This is a genomic window from Streptomyces sp. NBC_01478 (assembly GCF_036227225.1).
Taxonomy (GTDB): Bacteria; Actinomycetota; Actinomycetes; order Streptomycetales; family Streptomycetaceae; genus Streptomyces.
The window spans coordinates 3673033-3696088 of the sequence record NZ_CP109444.1 but is presented as its reverse complement, the minus strand read 5'-3'; the positions used below and the strand labels follow the sequence as shown (position 1 = coordinate 3696088).

Here is a 23056-nt window from a genome sequence, read left to right as displayed (position 1 = left end):
GCCCGGATCAGCCCGCTGATCGCTACCCGCGCAGGAAACTCACGATTCCCTCAGAGATCCCCTGCGCCGCCTTCTGTCGCCAGGCGCCGTTCGTCAGCAGTGCAGCGTCATTGCTATCGCGCATGTTGCCGCACTCGATGAACACCTTGGGAACCGTTGACAGATTGAGACCGCCCAGGTCCTTACGCGTGACGAGACCGGTGCCGTCACCGACGTAATTGGAGAGCTGTTCGCCCGTGGCGCGAAGGTAGTTGCTCTCGACGCTGCGGCCGAGCACGGCGGAGGGGCCGACGATGGCACGGGTGTCGGCGGCGCCCGCGTGCACCGAGGCGGGCAGGATCACATGGAAGCCGCGGTCGCCGGCCGGGGCACCGTCCGCGTGGATGGAGATCGCGGCGTCCGCGTGCGCGTCGTTGCCGGCTTTCGCGCGCTGGTCGACACAGGGTCCCCAGGCGGGGGAGTCACCGTCGTGCGTCAACTTCACCGTGACGCCCTGCTGTTCGAGCAGCGCCCGCAGCCGGTGGGACACGTCCATCGTGAACTGGGCTTCCGAATAACCCGCGTTGGTCGACGTCCCGGTCGTGTCGCACTCCTTCCAGTTCGTGCCGATGTCCACCTTGCGGTTGATCTCGGCGGTGTGCTGGAAGTTGGTGATGTTGTGCCCCGGGTCGATGACGACGACCTTGCCCTTGAGGGAGCTGGTGCCGGGCGGCTTGTCGTCGTTCGACGCGGTACCCGTCGGGGACGCGGGCGCACCGGACGCCGTAGACGTGGAATGGGCGGCCGCGCTGCCGCCCCCTGGGTCGGCCACCGCCTCATAGACGAACCACCCGATCAGTGCCCCCGGGACCAGCGCGGCCAGCGCCACGGTCAGGGGCCCTCGACGGGGACGGCGGGGCTGTGGGGAATCGAAGTCCGGACCTGCGTACGACACGGAAGTCACCCTAGCCGCCACCTGGGGCGGGTTTGCCGAAGCGGCAACAAGAGTCGTGGGCGCGCCGGGACCGGGCGCAGGATCGTCGGACCGGCCCCCGTCACGGAGGACTCGTCACCATGGTCAAGAACGTCACCCATCGGCTCGTCCCGGCCCCCGCCGGCCGTATCCACCTGGTGGAACAGGGCACCGGCCCCCTGGTCCTGCTCGTGCACGGCTTCCCGGAGTCCTGGTACTCGTGGCGCCACCAGCTCCCGGCGCTGGCCGCTGCGAGCCACCGCGCGGTCGCCGTCGACGTACGCGGCTACGGCCGCTCGTCGCGGCCCGAGGACGCGTCGGCGTACCGGATGCTCGACCTCGTCGAGGACGCCGTGGCCGTGGTGCACGCGCTGGGCGAGCGGTCGGCGGTGATCGTCGGCCACGACTGGGGCGCGGGCATCGCCGCCCACTCCGCCCTCCTGCGGCCGGACGTCTTCCGCGCCGTAGGACTGCTGAGCGTCCCCTACGCCCCGCGCGGCGGCCCGCGCCCCAGCGAGATCTTCGCCGGGATGGGCGGGGACGAGGAGTTCTACGTCTCCTACTTCCAGCGGCCCGGCCGAGCCGAGGCCGAGATCGAACCCGACGTGCGCGGCTGGCTGGCCGGCTTCTACGCCGCGTTCTCCGCCGACACGATGCCCGCCCCCGGCACGCCCGACCCGCACTTCGTGAGCCGGGACGGCGGGACACTGCGGGAGCGCTTCCCGGCGGAGGCAGGGACACCTGCGTGGTTGGGAGTCGATGAACTCGACGTCTACGCGGGGGAGTTCGAGCGGACGGGCCTGACCGGCGCCCTGAACCGCTACCGGAACATGGACCGCGACTGGGAGGACCTGGCCGACCACGACGGCGCCCCCGTCACCCAGCCGTCCCTGTTCCTCGGCGGTTCCCTGGACGCCTCCACCACCTGGCTGTCCGACGCGATCGCCGCCTACCCCGTGACCCTGCCCGGCCTGCGCGGCTCGCACATCCTGGAGGGCTGCGGGCACTGGATCCAGCAGGAGCGTCCCGCGGAGGTCAACGAGCATCTGATCAAGTGGCTGGCAGGGCTGCCGAGTTGAGGTCAGATGCCGGTACCGGTGCGCCGCAGGACACGCAGGGAGCCGGTCGCCGAGACCTCCGTGAACGCGCCGGACTCCAGGGCCCGCAGATACACGCGGTAGGGCGCCTGGCCGGTGAACTCGTCCTCGACGACCGGGAACACGTCATGGATGACGAGCAGCCCGCCCTCGGCGACATGGGGCGCCCACCCCTCGTAGTCACCGTTCGCGTGCTCGTCCGTGTGCCCACCGTCGACGAAGACGAGCCCGAGCGGAGTCCCCCAGATCCGCGCGACCTGCGGCGACCGCCCCACGAGAGCGACCACGTGCTCCTCCAGCCCGGCCCGGTGGAGAGTCCTGCGGAACGTGGGCAACGTGTCCATCAGCCCGATCTCCGGGTCCACGGTCTCCGCGTCGTGGTACTCCCACCCCGGCTGCTGCTCCTCACTGCCCCGATGATGATCGAGGGTGAGCACGGTGACACCGGTCTCACGGGCGGCATCGGCGAGGAGAATCGTGGACCGCCCGCAGTACGTCCCGACTTCGAGGAGGGGCAGCCCGAGTTTTCCGGCTTCTACGGCGGCGGCGTAGAGAGCCAGTCCCTCACCGGCCGGCATGAACCCTTTCGCCGCTTCGAACGCGGCAAGGATTTCGGGCTTGGGTGCCGGAGGCATGGGGCGGTCCCTTCGGTACGGGGCGGACTTGCAAGCGCAGGCCAGGCTACGTTCCTTTAGGGGCGCGGGACAGTATCGATGTGCGGCTCCGCCGCGCGGGCGCGACCAGCCCCCACGCGCCCGCAGACAACGAACTACCGACTACGCGCTGACAGTCTCGCCGGGCAACGAAAGATCCAGGTCAACCGCGACGGAGTCCCCGGCGTGCGACGCAGACGACGCAAGCGGCCCATGCCCACTGGCCCGCGCCGCCAGCACATACGCCCCCTCGGACGGCACGGCCAGCACATAACTCCCGTCCTCCTCGGAGAGCGTCGCCCCGGCCTGCCGCCCCCGCCGGTCGATCAACGTGACCTTGGCCCGAGCGACAGGAGAACCGTCGGCACCGAGCACCCGCCCCCGGAACCCCCGAAGAACCTCCTCCGCGCGCTCGAGGTTGGCCTCTTCCTCACTGCTGAAGTTCAACTGCGGCGCACGATTCGGCTTGGGAAGGAACAACGCCATCAACAGGCCGACGGCAACCGCACCCGTGGCGATCAGGAACGACACCCGGAACCCGTGCATGGTCGGGACAGCGACCCCGCCCACATGGTTCGCGGTGTTCGCCAGCACCATCCCGATCACCGCACTGGAGACGGACGTACCGATGGACCGCATCAGGGTGTTGAGCCCGTTCGCCGCACCGGTCTCCGACGCCGGAACCGCCCCCACGATCAACGCGGGCAGCGACGAGTACGCGAGACCGATCCCCGCACCCAGCACGACCGCGATGACCAGGCTCTGCCAGGCCGCGCTCATGAGGCCGATGCCCGCGCCGTAGCCGATGCCGATGATCACCATGCCGATGATCAGGGTGACCTTGGGGCCGTACTTCGCGGAGAGACGGGCGTAGACGGGGGCGGTGAACATCATCGTCAGGCCCAGCGGCGCGACCAGCAGACCGGCGGTGACCATCGACTGGCCGAGGCCGTAACCGGTGGCCTTGGGGAGCTGGAGGAGCTGGGGCAGGACGAGGGAGACGACGTAGAAGGAGACGCCGACCATGATCGAGGCGAGGTTGGTGAAGAGGACCGCGGGGCGGGCCGTGGTGCGCAGGTCGACCAGCGGGGCCTTCAGACGCAGCTCCATCACGCCCCACAGGAGCAGGACGACGGCCGCCGCGGCGAACAGGCCGAGCGTGGTGCCGGAGGTCCAGCCCCAGTCGCTGCCCTTGGTGATGGGCAGGAGGAAGAGGACGAGTCCGGCGGACAGGCCGATCGCGCCAAGCACGTCGAAGGTTCCCTCGGCGCGCATCGGGGACTCCGGTACGACGAGCAGGGTGAGGACGATGGCGAGGACACCGAGGCCGGCGGCGCCGTAGAAGAGGGCGTGCCAGTCGGCGTGCTGGGCGACCAGGGCCGCGGCGGGCAGTGCGAGACCGCCGCCGACGCCGATCGAGGAACTCATCAGGGCCATGGCCGAGCCGAGCTTCTCGCGGGGCAGCATGTCGCGCATCAGGCCGATGCCCAGCGGTATCGCGCCCATCGCGAAGCCCTGGAGCGCACGGCCCGCGATCATCGTGAGCAGGTCGCTGGTGAGGGCGCTGACCAGTGCTCCTACGACCATCACGGCCAGGCTGACGATCAGCATCCGGCGCTTGCCGTAGAGGTCGCCGAGGCGGCCCATGATCGGCGTGGCGACGGCTCCGGACAGGAGTGTCGAGGTCAGGACCCAGGTGGCGTTGCTGGGCTCGGTGCTCAGCAGTTGCGGCAGGTCCTTGATGACCGGGACGAGCAGGGTCTGCATCACCGCGACAACGATGCCCGCGAAGGCGAGCACCGGCACGACGGCGCCGGACGGCCTCCGTGCGGGCTGGTCGGTCGACGTGTGCGTCATGAAGGGAGGCCTCCAGGCCGTGAGGGTGAGCCGTAGGTGTGAGTAGGGGTGAGGTGATCCGTGCGGGATAAGTGCACGGTAAACCTCGTATGCATGGGCAACTATTCCGATGCTTCGGCGTACTAACGAATCCTTGACCGTCCCATGAATATCTGACCCTCTGTCAGCTCTGGCCATTTACTGAAACGTGTTCTAATCTCGCCCGCCATGAAGGCCTATGTCGCCGGCGTCGGAATGACCAAGTTCGAGAAGCCCGAGAGCCGGGAGTGGCAGTACTGGGACATGGTGCGGGAGGCCGGGAACGCCGCCCTCGCGGACGCCGGGATCTCCTACGGAGACGTAGAACAGGTTCCTGTCGGCTACTGCTTTCAGCCCTCGACCGCCGGCCAGCGCGCCGCCTATGAACTGGGTCTCACCGGCATCCCCGTCTACAACGTCAACAACAACTGTGCGACGGGATCGACCGCGCTGATGCTCGCCCGGCAACTCGTCGAGGGCGGGGCGGCCGACTGCGTGCTGGCGCTGGGCTTCGAGAAGATGAAGAGGGGCGCGCTGGGCGGTGGTTCCGACGGCGGCGACTTCGCGACCTCCCCCGTCGCCCGGCACTACGGCATCATGGCCGCCCGGCACGGCTTCGAGATGACCCCGCCCACCGCCCAGATCTTCGGCGACGCGGCCCGCGAACACATGGAGAAGTACGGCACGACCGAGGCGCAGCTCGCCGCCGTCGCCGCCAAGAACCACCGGCACTCGGCCCACAATCCGTACGCCCAGTTCCAGGACGTGTACGACGTCGACGACATCCTCGCGGCGCGGGTCGTCCACCACCCGCTGACGAAACTCCAGTGCTCGCCGACCTCGGACGGGGCCGCGGCGGCGGTCGTGGTCTCCGAACGCTTCGCGCAGGAGCGCGAGTTGGCGGGCCCGCTCGTCGAGATCGTCGCCCAGGCGATGACCACCGACACCGAGGACTCCTTCGCCTCCGGCTTCTGCGTCGACGTCGTCGGGCAGCCGATGTCCCGGGCCGCCGCCCGCCAGGTCTACGAACGGTCCGGGCTCGGCATCGAGGACGTGGACGTCGTAGAACTCCACGACTGCTTCTCGATCAACGAACTGCTCACGTACGAGGCGCTCGGCATGTGCGAGCCCGGGGAGTCCGGGAAGCTCGTCGAGTCCGGGGCGACGACGTACGGCGGGCGGTGGGTGGTCAACCCGTCCGGCGGACTGATCTCCAAGGGGCATCCGCTGGGGGCCACCGGGATCGCCCAGGTCGCCGAGCTCGTCTGGCAGTTGAGGGGGACGGCGGGGGAGCGGCAGGTGCCCGGGGCCGAGGTGGGGCTCGCGCACAACATCGGGTTGGGCGGGGCGGCGGTGGTGACGCTGCTGCGGACGGCGTAGGTCTGACGTGGGTCTGACATGGGTCTGGCTCAGGTCTGACGTAGGTCTTACGACGGGCCCGTGGCCGGGCGAAATGCCGATGCAAGGGGCGCGGGCCGGTTGAGAGTATGACGACCATGCACCGAGCCGCTGACGCCTCACCCTCCCGCATATCCCGAGTGTCCCGAATGACGCGCGTGCTCCGCCCGTCCCGTCGGGGCTCGGCACCGCCCGCCGCCTGGCTGGTCGTCGCGCTCGCCTGCGCGGGGCAGTTCCTCGTCGTCCTCGACGTGTCCGTCGTCAACGTGGCGCTGCCGTCGATGCGGACCGACCTGGGGATGAGCGCGCCCGGACTGCAATGGGTGGTCAACGCGTACGCCATCGCGTTCGCCGGGTTCATGCTGCTCGGCGGACGGGCCGGTGACCTCTACGGCCGCAAGCGGATGTTCCTGGTCGGGCTCGCCCTCTTCACCGTGGCCTCGCTGGCCGGCGGACTCGCCCAGGACGGCTGGCAACTGCTCCTCGCGCGGGCCGCGCAGGGACTCGGCGCCGCCGTACTGGCACCCTCGACGCTGACGATCGTCACCTCGGCGGTGTCGGAGGGCGCGGCCCGCGCACGGGCCATCGCCACCTGGACGGCGGTCGGCGCGGGTGGCGGTGCGGCCGGCGGACTCGTCGGCGGAGTGCTCGTGGACACGCTGTCGTGGCGGTGGGTGCTGCTGATCAACGTGCCGGTCGGCGCGGTGGTCCTGCTCAGCTCGCTGCGCCGGCTCCCGGAGAGCCGGGTCGGCGACGGGCGGCGGCTCGATCTGCCGGGCGCCGTCCTGGTCACGGCGGGGCTCGGAGCGCTGGCGTACGGCATCTCGCGGACCGAGGCCGAGGGGTGGACGTCCACCGACACCCTGCTCCCGCTGGCCGCCGGACTCGCGCTGATCGTCCTCTTCCTCGTCGTCGAGGCGCGTACGGCGGCTCCGCTGATGCCGCTCGGACTGTTCCGGGTGCGGGCGGTGTCGTCGGCGAACGCGGCGATGTTCCTGTGCGGCTCCGCGATGTTCTGCATGTGGTTCTTCATGACGCTGTACGCGCAGAACGTCCTCGGGTACACACCGCTGGAGGCGGGGCTCGCGCTGGTGCCGAGCTCCCTGGCCGTCCTCGTCGGCTCCAAGGCGGCGCCCCGTTTCATGCCGGTGCTCGGCGCGCGCAACGTGGCCGTGCTCGGGACGCTGATCGCCGCGACGGGCTTCGGCTGGCAGTCCCTGATGACCGTGCGGGGCGACTACCCGACCGAGATCATGTTCCCCGGAATCCTGATGATGCTGGGCGCGGGGCTGACGGCCACACCGCTCGCCGCGCTCGCCACGTCCGGGGCCGCGCCGGGGGAGGCCGGTCTCGTCTCAGGGCTGGTCAACACCTCGCGCACGATGGGCGGTTCGCTGGGGCTCGCGGTGATGTCGACGATCGCGGCGGCGCGTACGGCGGGGAGCGGTGGCGGCACGGCGGAGGCGCTGACGGAGGGGTACGCGCTGGCGTTCCGGACGGGGGCGGGGGTGCTGCTCGGCGGGGTGGTGCTGATGGCGGTGTGGCTGCCGTGGGGCAAGGGGGACAAGGAGGCGGGGGTGCCTTCTGGGATGTCTTCCGGGATGCCGTCGGCGGCGAGGGCGGGTGCGGAGCCGACGGTGGCCGCCGAGGGAGCGGCCTCCACGAGTTCTGAGAAGTGAGGCAACGGGTCGGGCGACTCGCGCCGGAGGGGAAGTCGTTCGACTCGGTGAAGGTGACGGAGCAGCGCGGCGAGGGCGGTGCCGGCCGGAACGCACCCCGCGCCGAAAAGTGCGGTCGCCATGCCCGGGAATGCCACCCTGGTGGCCCTCGGGCAGGGCGTGGGCAGGGGTTCAGTGTGGTGCCGGAGTGACGCCCTTCCGGCACCAACTCCAGGCCCGCACAGGGGTGTTGACGGCATCCGCGTGAGCGCCCCGGACGGGGGCTGACCTGGGCTTCCGGCCCGTCCGACCCTAGGCTCGACGCCTTGGAGAGTCGGAGGGCCGGAGAGTTGGAGTGGCACCGGATGGACCAGAACCAGCGCGCGCGGGACATACGCACGGTCGACGACGTACTCCGTCTTCTGGACGGGCTGTTCGCGCCGGAGGCCGACCGTTGGAGTTCCCAAGGTGCCTCCTGGTGGGACGGGTTCTACGCCGACCGTGACAAGCCGGTGCCGTTCTTCGTGGCGAAGCCGGACGAGAGCCTGGCCGGGTATCTCGACCGGGGACTGATACCGGCGGGCGGCCGCGCCCTGGACCTGGGGTGCGGACCGGGGCGCAACGCCCTTCACCTGGCCGCGCGGGGCTTCGAGGTGGACGGGGTGGATCTGTCGCCGACGGCTGTCGCGTGGGCGGAAGAGCGGGCCCGTGACTCCGGAAGCCGGGTCCGGTTCCACTGCGGAGACGCGTTCACCCTCGCCGCCACAGAACTCCCCGGCCCCTACGACCTCGTCCACGACTCCGGCTGCTTCCACCACCTGCCCCCGCACCGGCGCATCAGCTACCTCGCCCTGCTGGACCAAGTCCTCGCCCCCGGCGGACACTTCGCGCTCACCTGCTTCGCGGCGGGCGGGATGGGGTCGGAGCTGCCCGACACCGATCTTTATCGCGGCTCCGGGCTCCAGGGCGGGTTGGCCTACACGCCCGAGGAACTGCGCTGGATATTCGGGGAGTTGGAGGTGGTCGAGCTGCGCCGGATGCGGGACGAACCGGCCGAATCTCCGTGCTTCGGGGAGGACTTCCTCTGGACGGCGTTGTTCCGCCGGGCCCCGGAGGCGTAGGCCGGGCTACAACCACCCCTGCTGCCGTGCCTCCCGCATCGCCTCCATGCGGTTGCGGGTGGCTGTTTTGCCGATCGCCGAGGAGAGGTAGTTGCGGACGGTGGACTCGGAGAGGTGGAGTTGGCCGGCGATGTCGGAGACCGTCGCGCCGTCCACCGAGGCCTTGAGGACGTCGCACTCGCGGGCGGTGAGCGGGTTCGGGCCCGCGCTCAGTGCGGCGGCGGCCAGGGCCGGGTCGATGACCGTCTCGCCGGTCAGGACGCGGCGGATCGCGGCGGCGAGGTCCTCCACCGGGCCGTCCTTCACCAGGAAGCCCGCCGCGCCCGCCTCCATCGCCCGGCGCAGATAGCCGGGGCGGCCGAAGGTCGTGAGGATCAACACCCGGCAGTCGGGGGCCTGTTCGCGGAGTTCGGCGGCGGCGTCCAGGCCGCTCATGCCGGGGAGTTCGATGTCGAGGAGGGCGACATCGGGACGGTGGATCAGGGCGGCGTCCACGATCGTGTCACCCCGCCCGACCTGGGCCACGACCTCCAGGTCGGCCTCCATGCCGAGCAGCAGGGCGAGGGCGCCGCGCATCATGCCCTGGTCCTCGGCGAGCAGCACTCTGACGGACTTGGCGGGCCGGTGGTCCCGGGGCATCTCATCCACGAGGCCAGCGTAAGGCCCGGGGCGGTTATCAAAAACTCTTCATTGTTCGCGTCCGCGAGTCTTGACGGTCTCCTGCTGCGGGCAAACAATCGCCTCGGCATTCCGCCGACATCCTGGAATTTCCCGAGCAGAGCCGTTTTCGGAAAACTTTCGACAGTTCGACATTTCGATCGCGAATGGTTCGGCATTTCGATCGAACGGCGTCCGATATATCGACCGACCTGCTCCTCCAAGTGTCGGCCACCCGCACCGCCCTACCAGGACCAGAAAAAGAGGTGCACCGTGTTCCTGAGATTCCCCCGCACCCGGCCGCGCCGGCTGAGAAACGCCACCCTGGCCGCACTGTCCGCGCTCGTGACCGTCCTCGCGCTCGCCGTGGGCGTTCCGCAGGCGTCGGCCGCGACCTCGCTGCCCTGCGACATCTACGCCACCGCCGGGACGCCCTGCGTCGCCGCGCACAGTCTCGTCCGGGCGCTCTACTCGTCGTACAACGGATCGCTCTACCAAGTGCAGCGCGCCTCCGACAGCGCCACCGCGAACATCGGGCTGCTGGCGGCCGGGGGCTACGCCAACGCGGCGGCGCAGGACTCGTTCTGTTCCGGTACGACGTGCATCATCACCAAGATCTACGACCAGTCCGCGCGCCACAACGACCTCACGATCGAGGGCGCGGGCGGGGCCGGCGTCGCCGATGTCGGGGCGCCCGCGGACGCGCTGCCGGTGACCGCCGGCGGGCATCAGGTCTACGGCCTGGAGATCTCGGCCGGCATGGGCTACCGCGACAACTCCACCTCGGGCGTGGCGACGAACGGCGCCGCCGAGGGGATGTACATGGTGACCTCCGGCACGCACGTCAACGGCAGTTGCTGCTTCGACTACGGCAACGCCGAGACCAACAACCAGGACACCGGCAACGGTCACATGGACGCGATCAACTTCGGTACGGAGTGCTGGTTCGCGCCCTGCTACGGCGGGGGCCCCTGGGTGCAGGCCGACCTGGAGAACGGGCTGTTCCAGTCGGACTCCGGGTACAGCAAGAACACGGCGAACACCGGCACCGGGGCGATACCGTTCGTCACCGCTTTGCTGAAAAACAACGGTCAGGACCATTTCGCGCTGAAATCCGGAAACGCGCAGTCGGGGAGTCTCACGACCTCCTATTCCGGGGGTGAACCCACCACGAGCGGTTACTCGCCCATGCATCAGGAGGGCGCGATCGTCCTGGGCACCGGCGGGGACAACAGCAACGGCTCCATCGGCTCGTTCTTCGAGGGCGTCATGACCGCCGGCATCCCGACGGACGCCGCCGACAACTCCGTCCAGGCCAACATCGTGTCCGTCGGCTACGGCGGCTCGACCGGGACCACCGGGACGCTGGCGGCCGGTTCGGAGATCTCGCTGCGGGCGACCACCTCGTGCTGCACGGCCGACTACATCCGCCACCAGAACAACGCGGCCGTCCTCTCGGCGATCACGTCGAGCAGCGCGGCCCTCGACAAGGGCGACGCGACCTGGATCGTCCGCAGGGGACTGGCCGACAGCTCCTGCTACTCGTTCGAGTCGCGGAACTACCCCGGCGACTTCCTGCGCCACTACAACTACCAGCTCTACCGTCAACCCATGGTCGGCACAACGCAGTTCAGACAGGACGCCACGTTCTGCGCGTCGACCGGCAAGAGCGGCACGGGCACCTCGTTCGCGTCGTACAACTACCCGACCAGATACCTCCGGCACTACAACTACAACGTCTACATCGCGAGCAACGGCGGTTCGAACGCCTTCGACAGCGCCACCTCGTGGACGGACGACGTGAGTTGGGTGGTCACGGCTCCCTGGGCGCCGTAGTCCCCGTCGTAGTCACCACGTGAGACGCCAAGTCCGCCTGCTCCACCGGGAGTTCGGCGGTGACCGTGAAGCCGCCGCGTGGCGACGGGCCGGCCCGCAGGGAGCCGCCCGCCGTCGCGAGGCGTTCCGTCAGGCCCTTCAGGCCGGTCCCGCCGATGCCCTCGGCGGGACCGGCCGCCGGCCCCGCGCCCCCGGTGCCGTCGTCGGCGACCGTCAGACGGGCGCGGTCCAGGACGCCGTCGAGGGTGATCTCGCAGCGGGTCGCGCCGCTGTGCCGTACGACGTTGGTGACCGCCTCGCGGACCACCCAGCCCAGCAGGACCTCGGTCTGCGGGGTCAGCGGCGGGCCCGACTGGCGGACCACCGGGTCGATGTCGGCGGCGGACAGGGCGGAGCGGGCGCGGTCCAGTTCGGTGGCGAGGCTGCCCTCGCGGTAGCCGGTGACCGCCTCGCGGATCTCGGTGAGCGCCTGCCGGCCGACGGCCTCGATGTCGGTGATCTGGCCGAGCGCGGCCTCCATGTCCCGGGGTGCGAGACGCCGGGCGGCCTCCGACTTCACCACGATCACCGAGAGGGTGTGCCCGAGCAGGTCGTGCAGGTCGCGGGAGAAGCGCATCCGTTCCTTCTCGACCGCGCGGCGGGCCAACTCCTCGCGGGCGGCACGCAGTTCGCGTACGGCCTCGGAGAGGGAGAGGATCGCCGCGGTCACCATCGTCGACAGGAACGTGCCGTAGGCGACGTTGATCGCGTCCCAGCCCGCCCGGTAGACGGAGACCGCCGCGGCGAGTGCGGTCAGCGCGAGGCCGACCTGGCCGAGGCGCGGGCCCCGCACGACGGCTCCCGTGGCGAGGCCGAGCAGCGGGAAGAAGTACAGCCAACTGCCGCCGTAGCCGAGGGCGAGGCCGCAGGTGATCAGGCCCATCGCGACCAGGGCCACCAGGGTCGAGACCGCCGTGCGCTTCTCCTTCACGAAGGAGCGGAACACGACATAGATGTAGAGGGAGTTGAAGGCGAACAGGCCCAGGCCGCCGATCCAGGGGTTGGAGGTCTTGCCCTGGAGGAGGTTGGAGAAGGAGCCCATGCCCATCAGCAGCCACGGCAGCAGGGAGAATCCGGTCGGCGGCGGACCGGGGTTCTCGGGCCACTCGCCCTTGCGGCGCGCCTCCTTCTGCGCGACCTTGAACTCCGCCATGTCGGCCTTCCACCGGGCCCGCGCCACCCGCCAGGCCCGTACCTGGCACCTGATCCCTCGTATCCAGGACATCTGCTTCGCTCCCCCGGTCACACGGTCCGCCCGGTCCGGCGGTACGCCAGCACAGCGTACGAACCGAACGCGAGCAGCCAAGCGGTCAGCACCACGATCGCGCCGAGTGCGGGGGCGTGCCCGTCGGCGACGGAGGTGCCGAGTTCGGCGAAGCGGTTGGTGGGGGTGTACTGGGAGATCGCACGCAGCCAACCGGGGAACAGGCTGATCGGGAACCACAGGCCGCCGACGACCGCGAGCCCCAGGTTGCAGGCCATGTTGGCGACGCCGGTGGTCTGGGCGGTGAGGCCGTAGCCGTTGGCGAGGCCGAGCAGGGTGAAGGGGATCGAGCCCAGCCACAGCAGCAGCGCGATCAGCGCCCACTGCCAGGCGGCCAGTCGTACGCCGTTGACCAGGCCGCCCGCCGCGAGCACCGCGACGATCGCGGGCAGCACGGTCACCGAACCGGTCAGGGCCCGGCCCAGGACGACCTGGCGCGGGGTCATCGGCGTCACCCGCAGTTGCCGCAGCCAGCCGATCGCCCGGTCCTCGGCGACCCCGCCACCGGTGTTGAGCGCGGAGCCGACCGCGCCGTAGGCGGCCATGCCGACCATCGCCGTGGCCTGGTAGCCGCTGTCGTCGCCGCCGAGGTTGGTGAACAGCAGGTACATCATCACGGGCATCGCGATCCCGCCGATCACGAAGCCGACGTCGCGCAGGGTCCGGCGTACTTCGAGGCGCAGGTAGTCGATCATCGGACGGTCTCCGTCTCGGGGGTCGTGCGGGCGGGGATCCGGCGGTGCGAGGTCGCCGGGGTGGCGTCGAGCGGGCGGTCGGCGACCGTGCGGCCGGTCGTCGAACCGGGGCCACGCAGGGGCAGACGGTGTGCGAGCCGCAGGCAGTCGAGCATCACGCCGCCTCCACCTCACGTGCCGTCAGTGCCAGGAACGCGTCGTCCAGGGACGCCGGGGTGACCTCCAGGCCGCGGATCGCGTTCCGCGCGGCCAGGGCGATCACCGTCGCGTCCGAGTCGTCGGTGCGCAACAGGGCGCGGTCGCCGCGGAGTTCGAGGCTGCGGACGCCGGGGAGTCGGGCCAGGTCCTCGGTGGGGCGGCCGGCCAGGTCGAAGGAGACGAGGCTGCCGCCGGCCGCCCGCTTGAGCTGCTCACCGGTGCCGTCGGCGACGATCCGGCCGCGGTCGACGACGACGATCCGGTCGGCGTGCGCGTCCGCCTCCTCCAGGTAGTGCGTGGAGAACAGGACGGTGTGACCGCGCCGCGCGTACCCCCGCATCGACTGCCAGAACGCGTACCGCGCCTCCACGTCCAGCGCCGCGGTCGGCTCGTCCAGGACGATCAGCGACGGGTTCCCGGCCAGTGCCACGGCGAACCGCACGCGCTGCGTCTGCCCGCCCGACAGCCGGTCCACCCGCCGCCCGGCCAGCTCGCCGATGCCGGCCAGTTCCAGGGCCCGGGCTACGGGCATCGGCGCCGGATAGCGCCGGGCGACGAAGGCGACCAGCTCGCCGACGGTGACCCGGGGCACCGCCCGCGCCTCCTGCAACATGGCTCCGACCAGGCCGTTCCGTACGGCCGACTCCGGTGCCGCGCCGAACAGTTCGACCGTGCCGGCGTCGGGCGCGTTCAGCCCGAGCAGCAGCGAGATCGCCGTCGACTTGCCCGCGCCGTTGCGGCCGAGCAGCGCGACCGTCTCGCCGCGCCCGATCTCCAGGTCCACACCGTCCACGGCCCGCACCGCGCCGAAGGTCTTGACCGCCCCCGCGAAGGACACCGCGCACCGTGCCCCACCCGCCGCCCCACCTGTCTGTGTCATGGCTACGACGCTACGAATCCGAGCCCCCGTCCGGCAGATGCGCTTGTACGGACTCGGGCGGGACAAATGTCACGGGTGCCGCCACGACCACCGACCTGACACAGTGTCAGGAGCCTTCACAAGTAAGGGACGCTCGGCTATACAAGGGTCGCCGGACTGGAACGCGTTCTAGGTCGGCCCGTGACGACCTCGGTGCGGCCGACGGTGCGGACGGCCGCACCGGGGTCTCTCGCCACCACTGACAGGAGACCCATGCCGATCGACGCCGCCAGGGCACTCGCCGCCGAACCCCGCTCGGGAGAGATCTCCTGGGACACCAAGGACGTCCAGCTCTACCACCTCGGCCTCGGCGCGGGCACCCCCGCGACCGACCCCGACGAGCTGCGCTACACCCTGGAGTCCCGGCTGCACGTCCTGCCGAGTTTCGCCACCGTCGCGGGCAACGGCTCGCCCGGCGTGATCAGCGGCCTGTCCATGCCCGGCATCGAGGTCGACCTCGCCCGCGTCCTGCACGGCGGCCAGTCCCTGCGCCTCCACCGCCCCATCCCCGCCAAGGGCGCCGCGACCAGCACCAGCCACATCGCCGCCGTCTACGACAAGGGCAAGGCGGCCGTCCTCGTCATGCGCACCGAAGTCGCCGACGCCGATGGCCCGTTGTGGACGAACGACGCGCAGATCTTCGTACGGGGAGAGGGCGGCTGGGGCGGCGACCGCGGCCCCTCCGTCCGCGCCGAGCCACCGACAGGTGAGCCCGACAAGGTGGTCGAGCGTGCCGTCCGCGAGGACCAGGCACTCCTCTACCGCCTCTCCGGCGACTGGAACCCGCTGCACGCCGACCCCGAGTTCGCCAAGCTCGCCGGGTTCGACCGGCCCATCCTGCACGGGCTGTGCACCTACGGCATGACGCTCAAGGCGGTCGTCGACACCCTGCTCGGCGGCGACGTGACCCGGGTCCGCGCCTACGACACCCGGTTCACCGGAGTGGTGTTCCCCGGCGAGACGCTGCGCATCCGCATGTGGCGGCAGGGCGAGCCCGGCGCGGGCACCGTGCGGGTCGCGGTGAGCGCCGTGGAGCGGGACGACGCCCCCGTCCTCGCCGACACGACCGTCGAACACTCCTGACCACCTAACACCCCGGACCGCCGAACACCCCAGACCTCAGACCCCAGACCGCTGAACACTCCTGCACCAGGCCGGACTTGAGGGGAGCGCCCCATGCGCGCAGCCGTACTGCACGAGATAGGCCAGGACAAACTGGAAGTCCACGACGACGTCGAGACGACGGGCTTCGGGCCCGGCCGGGTCAGGATCCGGGTGCGCGCCACGGGGCTGTGCCACTCGGACCTGTCCGCGATGGCCGGCGTCCTGCCGCAGCCGGCGCCGTTCGTGCCCGGGCACGAGGGCGCCGGCGAGATCCTCGAAGTCGGCGAGGGCGTGGGCCACTTGAAGCCCGGCGACCGGGTCGTCGTCTGCTGGCTGCCGGCCTGCGGCGTGTGTCCCGCCTGCAAGCGCGGCCAGACCCACCTCTGTCTGGCCGGTTTCATGAACGCGGGCACCCCCAACTTCAAGCGCCCCGGCGGCGATGTGTTCGGCTTCGCGGGCACCGGCACCTTCGCCGAGGAGGTCGTCGTCGACGCGGGCTGCGCGGTGCCGATCCCCGACGACGTGCCCTTCGACATCGCCGCCCTCATCGGCTGCGGGGTCACCACCGGACTCGGCGCCGCCCTCAACACCGCCGATGTGGAGGCCGGTTCGTCGGTCGCCGTGATCGGCTGCGGCGGTGTCGGCATCTCCGCGATCCAGGGCGCCCGGCTCAAGGGCGCCGCCGAGATCGTCGCCGTCGACCCGGTCGCCTCGCGCCGCGAGGCCGCCCTCAAGTTCGGTGCCACGAGGGCGATTTCACCGGACGAGCTGGCGGACGCCAAGCAACAGGTCACCGGCGGCGAGGGCTTCGACTACGTCTTCGAGGTCGTCGGCCGCTCCGCCACCGCCCGCACCGCCTACGAGAACACCCGCCGCGGCGGCACCCTCGTCGTGGTCGGCGCGGGCGCCCTCGACGACTACCTCCAACTCAGCATGTTCGAGCTGTTCTTCGACGAGAAGCGCATCCTGCCCTCGATGTACGGCGGCGGCGACGTCCTGCGCTCCTACGAGCGCACGATCGCCCTGTGGCGGGCGGGCCGCGTCGACCTGGAGAGCCTGATCACCCACCGGGTGCCGCTCGCCGACATCAACGAGGCCCTCGACCAGATGCGCCAGGGCACGGCCCTGCGTACCTGCATCGAGATCTGAAGGCCGGTCATGACACTGCCACTTGAGGGGCTCGCCGCGATCGTCACCGGCGCCGGACGCGGCCTGGGCCGGGCCGAGGCACTCGAACTCGCCCGGCTCGGCGCGGCCGTCGTCGTCAACGACTACGGACAGCCGGGCCGGGACGGCTCCGGCGAGGCCTCCGCGGGCCCCGCCGAACAGGTCGCCGCCGAGATCCGCGAGGCGGGCGGCCGGGCCGTCGCCCACACCGGGGACGTCGCCGACTTCCAACAGGCCGCCGAACTGGTCGAGTTGACGATCGCCGAGTTCGGCAGGCTGGACGTCCTCGTCAACAACGCGGGCATCCTGCGCGACCGCATGGTCTTCTCCATGACGGAGGGCGAGTGGGACGCGGTGATCCGGGTCCACCTCAAAGGCCACTTCAACACGACCCACTTCGCGGCCAGACACTGGCGCGAGCGGTCCAAGGCCACCGGCGCACCGGTGTACGGGCGGATCGTGAACACCTCGTCCGAGGCCTACCTCGCGGGCTCGGCGGGACAGCCCAACTACGCCGCCGCGAAAGGCGGGATCGTCGGCCTGACCACCTCCACGGCGCTGGCGCTGGCCAAGTACGGCGTGACCGCGAACGCCATCTGCCCACGCGCCCGCACCCGGATGACCGAGGACGTCTTCGCCGGTTTCCAGGAACCCGAGGAGGGACTCGACCCGCTCGCCCCCGAGCATGTCGCCCCGCTCGTCGGCTACTTGGCCTCACCGGCCGCCGAGCGGATCAACGGACAGCTCCTCGTCGTCCACGGCGGCATGGTCGCGATCGTCGAACGCCCGCACGTCCAGGCCAAGTTCGACAGCAAGCAGGACGTCTTCAGCTACGACGAGCTGGACGCCGTACTCACTCCGCACTACGCGCAGCGGCCGGACGGTGAGACGTTCGCGGCGGCGGAGGTACTGGGGCTGAAGCGGGAGCCGGGCGCGACATAGGGAACGCGGCGGCCCCGCCCGTCCGGAGACGAGCGGGGCCGTGTCGTGCAAGGTGTCTGACGTGGCGTCAGACTGCCGCGTACTTCGACTGCGTGGACTGCTCGGACGGCTTGCGGTGCCGGCCGTGGGCGGCCGCGTCGCCGTCCTGCGCCGAGACCGGGCCCCGGTGCTTGCCGTGCCCGGAGGCCTCGTGTGCGTCGGCAGACATGGTCTGCGCGCTGTTCGTGTCGTTCATCGGATACTTCACCCCGTAGAAAACATGATCCTTCTTACAGCACGGCGATCTTATCCAGCCGTTCCCGGGGTGACGCGCGACGGACCGCCGTCCGGAACGACTTCGTTACCGAGCCGCATCCGTTTGTTACCCGACGGCCACCCGGCCTTTGAGCGGAGCCTCCCGCAAGGGCACCGGGCGGGGCGTCACCGGCACCGGAGGATCCGGTTCGGACGGCTGCGGCGCGGCCTCCCCAGGCGCACCTGCCGTCCCGTCCCGAACCGGATCCTCCGGGCACGATTCCCCCGTGTCCCCCGTAACCGCAAGGGCCCCCACCCCCGCGGTCCCCGTGTCCCCCGTTCCCCCCGCCCCCCTGGGCACAGCGAACCGCGCCACACCGCACGGCACTTCCGGTGTGGCGTACGGCAGTTGCAGCACCCCGTCCTCGGTCCACAGCCCGGTGCCCGCCAACCACCCTTCGGGCGCGGGGAGTTGGAGCAACTGCCGCTCCGCGGGCCGCCATACGGCGAACCAGGTGCCGGCCGGGCCGTCGACGCGCAGCGCCACCCCGCAGTTCTCCGGCATCAGCACCTGCCCCGGCTGGATCGCGAACGGCGTCACCGTGCAGTCCGGCACCCGCAGGCACTCCGGGAACCGCACCGGCAGCGTGGAGCCGATGACCCCCCAGCCCAGCCGGTCCCCCCGCCCCGGCGACGGCGCGTCCGAGCGGATCAGCAGCAGCCCGCTGTCGGGGTCGGCCGCCAGCAGCCGGTCGTCGCTGTCCGCGGCGATCTGCAGCAGCGGCGACACCTCCCCGTCCCGCTCCAGGTCGACCACGATCGCCTTGGTCCGCCCGCCGACCTCCCGGTCCAGCGCCAGCATCCGCCCCGCCCGGTCCAGCCACACCCCGCCCGAACAGCGCCCCGGGACCATCGCGAGATGCTCAGGACCGAAGGCCCCGCCCGCCACCAGCCACACCGCGGTGGAGCGCCGGCCCACGGCGAGGGCGTACGCCTTCTCGCCCCCCGGCGCCGGGGGCAGCAGCCGCAGGCGGGTGTCCGGGTCCGGGCACTCGATCGCGCCGAGCAGCAGCTCACCGGTGCCGGGACCGGTCGGGTACAGCAGCGAGAACGCGTGCCGCCCGTCCACCAGCCGCCGGATGAGCACCCGCCCGTCGCCCATCGGCTGCACCTCGGTACCCGGCTCCTCGGGCTGGTTGCCGGGCAGCGGCACGGCGTACGGCTCGGGGCCGTCCAGCGTCCACCGCTCCGGGAACAGACAGTCACCGGCCGGCGCGAGACGGGCGGCGTACGCCCCGTCCGCGGTGATCGCACACGCGGTGCCATCGTTCCGCGGGTCCCCGCACTCGTCCCCGTCCTCGTCCGCCGCCGTGGGCTCGATCGCACATGCCGTCATGGTTCGGTCACCTCCGGCGACGAAACTAGTTTTCGCACGTACGGACGTGGGACCGATGAGCAGCCGCTTCACCAATAAGGGTGGCCAAGTAACGATTCGCCTGAGGAAACCGGGGCGGGTGTGCTGAACGGGGCCGTAGACCCGCATACGACCGCTTCAGCGGTTCAGCCGCACAGTGCGGCCAGGTAGCCTTTCCCCGTGCCCCGTCAGTCCGTACCCCGCCTGTCCGAAGTCATCGCCGCGCTGGAGAACCTGTGGCCCGCCGAGCGGGCCGAGTCCTGGGACGCGGTCGGCACCGTCGTGGGCGACCCGGACCAGGACGTCACCCGCGTGCTGTTCGCCGTGGACCCCGTGCGCGAGATCGTCGACGAGGCCGTGAAGCTGGGCGCCGACCTGCTGGTCACCCACCACCCCCTCTACCTGCGCGGTACGACCACGGTCGCGGCCTCCACCTTCAAGGGCCGCGTGGTGCACACCCTGATCAAGCACGACATCGCGCTGCACGTCGCCCACACCAACGCCGACCGCGCCGACCCGGGAGTCTCCGACGCCCTCGCGGGCGCGCTCGACCTCCGTGTCGTAGGACCGCTCGTGCCGGACCCGACCGATCCGGAAGGCCGCAGGGGCCTGGGCCGGATCTGCGAGCTGGACCACCCGCTGACCGTCCGCGAACTCGCGGCCCGCGCCGCGGAGCGGCTGCCCGCCACCGCGCAGGGCATCCGCGTCGCGGGCGACCCCGACGCCCTGGTCCACCGGGTCGCGGTGAGCGGCGGCTCCGGCGACAGCCTTTTCGACGACGTACGAGCGGCCGGCGTGGACGCTTTCCTCACCGCGGACCTCCGCCACCACCCGGTGTCCGAAGCCCGCGCCCAAAACCCTCTCGCGCTGCTCGACGCGGCGCACTGGGCCACCGAGTGGCCCTGGTGCGAGCTGGCCGCCGCCCAGCTCGACGAGATCTCCGACCGCGAGGGATGGGACCTCAGGGTCCACGTCTCCAAGACGGTCACCGACCCCTGGACCGCCCACGCGGCGTCCTCCACCACACCTGACCCACTGGGAGCCCCCAACTGAACGCCGCGCCCGCCGACCAGATCCGACTGCTCGAAGTCCAGGCTCTCGACGTACGCCTCTCGCAGCTCGCGCACAAGCGCAACTCCCTGCCCGAGCACGCCGAGATCGACTCGCTGACCAAGGACCTCACGCAACTGCGCGACCTGCTCGTGGCCGTGCAGACCGAGGAGAGCGACTGCGCCCGCGAGCAGACCAAGGCCGAGCAGGACGTGGACCAGGTGCGCCAGCGCGCCACCCGCGACCAGCAGCGCCTCGACTCGGGTGCCGTCACGTCCCCCAAGGACCTGGAGAACCTCCAGCGCGAGATCGTCTCCCTCGCCAAGCGCCAGGGCGACCTCGAGGACATCGTCCTGGAGGTCATGGAGCGCCGTGAGTCCGCACAGGAGCGCACCGCCGAACTGACCGAGCGGGTCGGCTCCGTGCAGGGCAAGATCGACGACGCGACCGCCCGCCGCGACGCCGCCTACGAGACCCTCGACGCCGACGAGGCCACGGCCGAGAAGGAGCGCGAGGTCGTCTCGGCCACCATCCCCGCGGACCTCCTCAAGCTCTACGACAAGCTCCGCCAGCAGCAGGGCGGCATCGGCGCCGCCAAGCTCTACCAGCGCACCTGCCAGGGCTGCCGCCAGGAGCTGGCCATCACCGACTTCAACGAGGTCCGCGCGGCGGCCCCCGACACGGTGGTCCGCTGCGAGAACTGCCGCCGCATCCTGGTGCGTACGTCCGACTCAGGTCTGTAAGGAGCTTGCGGCGTGCGGGAGTTCATCGTCGAGGCCGACGGCGGTTCCCGGGGCAACCCGGGTCCCGCGGGCTACGGCAGCGTGGTCGTCGACGCGACGACGGGGGAGACGCTGGTGGAGGCGGCCGAGTACATCGGCGTCGCCACGAACAACGTCGCCGAGTACCGGGGCCTGGTGGCCGGCCTCCGCGCCGCCCACACCCTGGACCCGTCCGCCCACATCCACGTCCGCATGGACTCCAAGCTCGTCGTCGAGCAGATGTCGGGCCGCTGGAAGATCAAACACCCCGACATGAAGCCCCTGGCGGCGGAGGCGGGTGCGGTGTTCCCGGCCGACCAGGTGACGTACGAGTGGATCCCGAGGGCCCAGAACAAACACGCGGACCGCTTGGCGAACGAGGCGATGGACGCGGGGAAGCGCGGCGAGCAGTGGTCGGCGGCGGATTCGACGGCGGACCTTCGCAGCGCAGGCTCAGGTGATGCCCTTAAGGGGCGCGGGGCTGTGACACATGCGGCTCCGCCGCGCGGGCGCGACGACCTCTCCAGCCCAGGCTCAGGCGAGACACCTAAGGGGCGCGGGGCTGTGACATCTGCGGCTCCGCCGCGCGGGCGCGACGACCTCTCCAGCGCAGGCTCAGGTGAGTCACCTAAGGGGCGCGGGGAACTGCGCGACCAGCCCCCACGGGCCCGCACTGTGACTACCGCCAAAGCCGTCGCAGACACCCGCGCCGCCCGCAACGTAGCCACCCCCAGCCCCGGTTGGGCCCCCGCAGACATGGGCGCCCCCGCCACCTTCGTCCTCCTCCGCCACGGCGAAACCCCCCTCACCCCCCAGAAGCGCTTCTCAGGCAGCGGCGGCACCAACCCTTCCCTCTCACCCGTCGGCCAGGACCAAGCCACCCGAGCCGCAACCGCGTTGGCGGCCCGAGGCACCATCCAGCACATCATCGCCTCCCCCCTCACCCGCACCAGGGAAACCGCGGCAGCCGTAGCGGAGCGCCTCGGCCTCGACGTCACGATCGAAGAGGGCCTGCGCGAAACGGACTTCGGCGCCTGGGAGGGCCTCACCTTCGGCGAGGTACGTGAGCGATACCCCGAAGACCTGACGACCTGGCTCAACGACCCGGAGGTCCACCCCACCGGCGGCGGCGAGAGTTTCACGGAGACGGCAACCCGTATCGCCGCCACCCGCGACCGACTGATCAAGGCCTACGCGGGCCGCACCGTCCTGCTCGTCACCCACGTCACCCCGATCAAGACGTTCGTCCAACTCGCCCTGGGCGCCCCGCCGGAGTCCCTGTTCCGCATGGAACTGTCGGCGGCATCGATCTCGACCGTGGCGTACTACGCGGACGGCAACGCGAGCGTACGGCTGTTCAACGACACGTCCCACCTGCGCTGAGCGCCGCGGCTTCGCGGGCCAGCGCCTCGATCCGCCCCCAGTCACGCGCGGCCACCGCGTCCGCCGGGATCATCCAACTCCCGCCCACACAGCCGACGTTGGGCAACGCCAGGTATTCCGGCGCGGAGTTGACCCCTATCCCACCGGTAGGACAGAACCGCGCCTGCGGCAACGGCCCGGCCAGCGACCGGAGATACGCCGTACCGCCCGCCGCCTGAGCCGGGAAGAACTTCATCTCCCGCACCCCGCGCTCCAGCAGCGCGACAACCTCGGACGTGGTCGACACCCCGGGCAGGAACGGCACCCCGGACCCCTGCATCGCCTCCAGCAGCAACTCCGTCCACCCGGGACTGACCAGGAACCGCGCCCCCGCCGCCACGCACTCCTTCACCTGCCCCGGAGTCAGCACGGTCCCCGCCCCGACCACCGCCCCCGGCACCTCACCCGCGATCGCCCGCAACGCCTCCAGCGCGACCGGCGTTCGCAACGTCACCTCGATCGCCGGCAGCCCACCGGCCACCAGCGCCCGCGCGAGCGGCACGGCATCGGCGACGTCCTCGATGACGACGACGGGAAGAACGGGAGCGAGCCCGAGCAGGGAGGAGGAAGCCATGGCCTCATCCTGCCCAGCCGATGCAG

22 protein-coding genes are annotated in these 23056 nt (G+C 71.1%); 11 read left to right on the top strand and 11 right to left on the bottom strand.

The window, feature by feature from the left end; genetic code table 11:
• Nucleotides 1-22: 22 nt before the first annotated feature.
• On the bottom strand, nucleotides 23-934 hold the full coding sequence (locus OG223_RS16590) for an N-acetylmuramoyl-L-alanine amidase (protein WP_329248616.1): 912 nt from the start codon (nucleotides 932-934) through the stop codon (nucleotides 23-25).
• A gap of 119 nt (nucleotides 935-1053) precedes the next feature.
• On the opposite strand from OG223_RS16590, the gene OG223_RS16585 reads away from it, so the two are divergent.
• Complete coding sequence (locus tag OG223_RS16585) at nucleotides 1054-2031, top strand: alpha/beta fold hydrolase (RefSeq protein ID WP_329248612.1); 978 nt, start codon at nucleotides 1054-1056, stop codon at nucleotides 2029-2031.
• Between the two features lie 2 nt (nucleotides 2032-2033).
• Here the strand turns inward: OG223_RS16585 and OG223_RS16580 are convergent, their stop codons facing one another.
• Complete coding sequence (locus OG223_RS16580) at nucleotides 2034-2684, bottom strand: class I SAM-dependent methyltransferase (RefSeq protein WP_329248610.1); 651 nt, start codon at nucleotides 2682-2684, stop codon at nucleotides 2034-2036.
• A 141-nt stretch (nucleotides 2685-2825) separates the two neighbouring features.
• Entirely contained in the window at nucleotides 2826-4559 is a 1734-nt protein-coding gene (locus tag OG223_RS16575; RefSeq protein ID WP_329248608.1) for an MFS transporter, read from the bottom strand.
• 207 nt (nucleotides 4560-4766) lie between these two features.
• Here OG223_RS16575 and OG223_RS16570 point away from each other — a divergent pair, with 207 nt between their 5' ends.
• The 3 genes from OG223_RS16570 to OG223_RS16560 all read left to right on the top strand — a co-directional run bounded on the left by OG223_RS16570 (nucleotide 4767) and on the right by OG223_RS16560 (nucleotide 8754).
• Entirely contained in the window at nucleotides 4767-5957 is a 1191-nt protein-coding gene (locus tag OG223_RS16570) for a lipid-transfer protein (RefSeq protein ID WP_329248605.1), read from the top strand.
• A gap of 167 nt (nucleotides 5958-6124) precedes the next feature.
• On the top strand, nucleotides 6125-7654 hold the full coding sequence (locus OG223_RS16565) for an MFS transporter (protein ID WP_329248602.1): 1530 nt from the start codon (nucleotides 6125-6127) through the stop codon (nucleotides 7652-7654).
• A gap of 344 nt (nucleotides 7655-7998) precedes the next feature.
• Complete coding sequence (locus tag OG223_RS16560; protein ID WP_329265306.1) at nucleotides 7999-8754, top strand: class I SAM-dependent methyltransferase; 756 nt, start codon at nucleotides 7999-8001, stop codon at nucleotides 8752-8754.
• Nucleotides 8755-8760: 6 nt separating this feature from the next.
• Here OG223_RS16560 and OG223_RS16555 read toward each other — a convergent pair whose 3' ends face one another.
• Nucleotides 8761-9393 carry a response regulator transcription factor gene (locus tag OG223_RS16555; RefSeq protein WP_329265304.1) on the bottom strand — a complete coding sequence of 211 codons (633 nt, stop codon included), beginning with the start codon at nucleotides 9391-9393 and terminating at the stop codon, nucleotides 8761-8763.
• 291 nt (nucleotides 9394-9684) lie between these two features.
• Here OG223_RS16555 and OG223_RS16550 point away from each other — a divergent pair, with 291 nt between their 5' ends.
• Nucleotides 9685-11247, top strand: a complete 1563-nt coding sequence (locus OG223_RS16550; RefSeq protein WP_329248600.1) for an alpha-L-arabinofuranosidase B — start codon at nucleotides 9685-9687, stop codon at nucleotides 11245-11247.
• Here OG223_RS16550 and OG223_RS16545 read toward each other — a convergent pair.
• Genes OG223_RS16545 through OG223_RS16530 form a run of 4 tightly spaced genes read right to left on the bottom strand, consistent with a single transcriptional unit; the run spans nucleotide 11225 to nucleotide 14323 of the window.
• Nucleotides 11225-12511, bottom strand: coding sequence for a sensor histidine kinase (locus OG223_RS16545; RefSeq protein ID WP_329248597.1), 1287 nt, complete (start codon nucleotides 12509-12511; stop codon nucleotides 11225-11227). The two genes, OG223_RS16550 and OG223_RS16545, sit on opposite strands and share 23 nt — an antisense overlap.
• Nucleotides 12512-12528: 17 nt before the next feature.
• Nucleotides 12529-13245: an ABC transporter permease gene (locus OG223_RS16540; protein ID WP_329248594.1), complete on the bottom strand. Its 717-nt coding sequence runs from the start codon at nucleotides 13243-13245 to the stop codon at nucleotides 12529-12531.
• Nucleotides 13242-13403: a hypothetical protein gene (locus OG223_RS16535; RefSeq protein WP_329248591.1), complete on the bottom strand. Its 162-nt coding sequence runs from the start codon at nucleotides 13401-13403 to the stop codon at nucleotides 13242-13244. The genes OG223_RS16540 and OG223_RS16535 overlap by 4 nt, the downstream gene beginning before the upstream one ends.
• Entirely contained in the window at nucleotides 13400-14323 is a 924-nt protein-coding gene (locus OG223_RS16530; RefSeq protein WP_329248588.1) for an ABC transporter ATP-binding protein, read from the bottom strand. The genes OG223_RS16535 and OG223_RS16530 overlap by 4 nt, the downstream gene beginning before the upstream one ends.
• Before the next feature lie 252 nt (nucleotides 14324-14575).
• Between OG223_RS16530 and OG223_RS16525 the strand changes: the two genes are divergently transcribed.
• The 3 genes from OG223_RS16525 to OG223_RS16515 all read left to right on the top strand — a co-directional run bounded on the left by OG223_RS16525 (nucleotide 14576) and on the right by OG223_RS16515 (nucleotide 17575).
• Nucleotides 14576-15445 carry a MaoC/PaaZ C-terminal domain-containing protein gene (locus OG223_RS16525; RefSeq protein WP_329248586.1) on the top strand — a complete coding sequence of 290 codons (870 nt, stop codon included), beginning with the start codon at nucleotides 14576-14578 and terminating at the stop codon, nucleotides 15443-15445.
• A 93-nt stretch (nucleotides 15446-15538) separates the two neighbouring features.
• The gene (locus OG223_RS16520) at nucleotides 15539-16615 is read left to right on the top strand and encodes a Zn-dependent alcohol dehydrogenase (protein ID WP_329248583.1); all 1077 of its coding nucleotides are present in this window, start codon (nucleotides 15539-15541) and stop codon (nucleotides 16613-16615) included.
• Between the two features lie 9 nt (nucleotides 16616-16624).
• Nucleotides 16625-17575 (top strand): 3-oxoacyl-ACP reductase, encoded by a 951-nt coding sequence (locus OG223_RS16515; protein ID WP_329248581.1) that lies wholly within the window; start codon nucleotides 16625-16627, stop codon nucleotides 17573-17575.
• Between the two features lie 67 nt (nucleotides 17576-17642).
• Here OG223_RS16515 and OG223_RS16510 read toward each other — a convergent pair whose 3' ends face one another.
• Together OG223_RS16510 and OG223_RS16505 are read right to left on the bottom strand one after the other, a co-directional pair.
• Nucleotides 17643-17810 (bottom strand): hypothetical protein, encoded by a 168-nt coding sequence (locus OG223_RS16510; RefSeq protein WP_329248578.1) that lies wholly within the window; start codon nucleotides 17808-17810, stop codon nucleotides 17643-17645.
• 126 nt (nucleotides 17811-17936) lie between these two features.
• Nucleotides 17937-19205: a hypothetical protein gene (locus OG223_RS16505; protein ID WP_329248575.1), complete on the bottom strand. Its 1269-nt coding sequence runs from the start codon at nucleotides 19203-19205 to the stop codon at nucleotides 17937-17939.
• Nucleotides 19206-19403: 198 nt separating this feature from the next.
• On the opposite strand from OG223_RS16505, the gene OG223_RS16500 reads away from it, so the two are divergent.
• Genes OG223_RS16500 through OG223_RS16490 form a run of 3 tightly spaced genes read left to right on the top strand, consistent with a single transcriptional unit; the run spans nucleotide 19404 to nucleotide 22417 of the window.
• Entirely contained in the window at nucleotides 19404-20276 is an 873-nt protein-coding gene (locus OG223_RS16500) for a Nif3-like dinuclear metal center hexameric protein (protein ID WP_329248572.1), read from the top strand.
• Nucleotides 20273-21016, top strand: coding sequence for a zinc ribbon domain-containing protein (locus OG223_RS16495; RefSeq protein WP_329265302.1), 744 nt, complete (start codon nucleotides 20273-20275; stop codon nucleotides 21014-21016). Before OG223_RS16500 ends, OG223_RS16495 begins: the two co-directional genes overlap by 4 nt.
• Nucleotides 21017-21028: 12 nt before the next feature.
• Nucleotides 21029-22417 carry a bifunctional RNase H/acid phosphatase gene (locus tag OG223_RS16490; protein WP_329248569.1) on the top strand — a complete coding sequence of 463 codons (1389 nt, stop codon included), beginning with the start codon at nucleotides 21029-21031 and terminating at the stop codon, nucleotides 22415-22417.
• Here the strand turns inward: OG223_RS16490 and eda are convergent.
• The gene (gene eda / locus OG223_RS16485) at nucleotides 22392-23030 is read right to left on the bottom strand and encodes a bifunctional 4-hydroxy-2-oxoglutarate aldolase/2-dehydro-3-deoxy-phosphogluconate aldolase (protein WP_329248566.1); all 639 of its coding nucleotides are present in this window, start codon (nucleotides 23028-23030) and stop codon (nucleotides 22392-22394) included. The two genes, OG223_RS16490 and eda, sit on opposite strands and share 26 nt — an antisense overlap.
• Nucleotides 23031-23056: the final 26 nt, after the last annotated feature.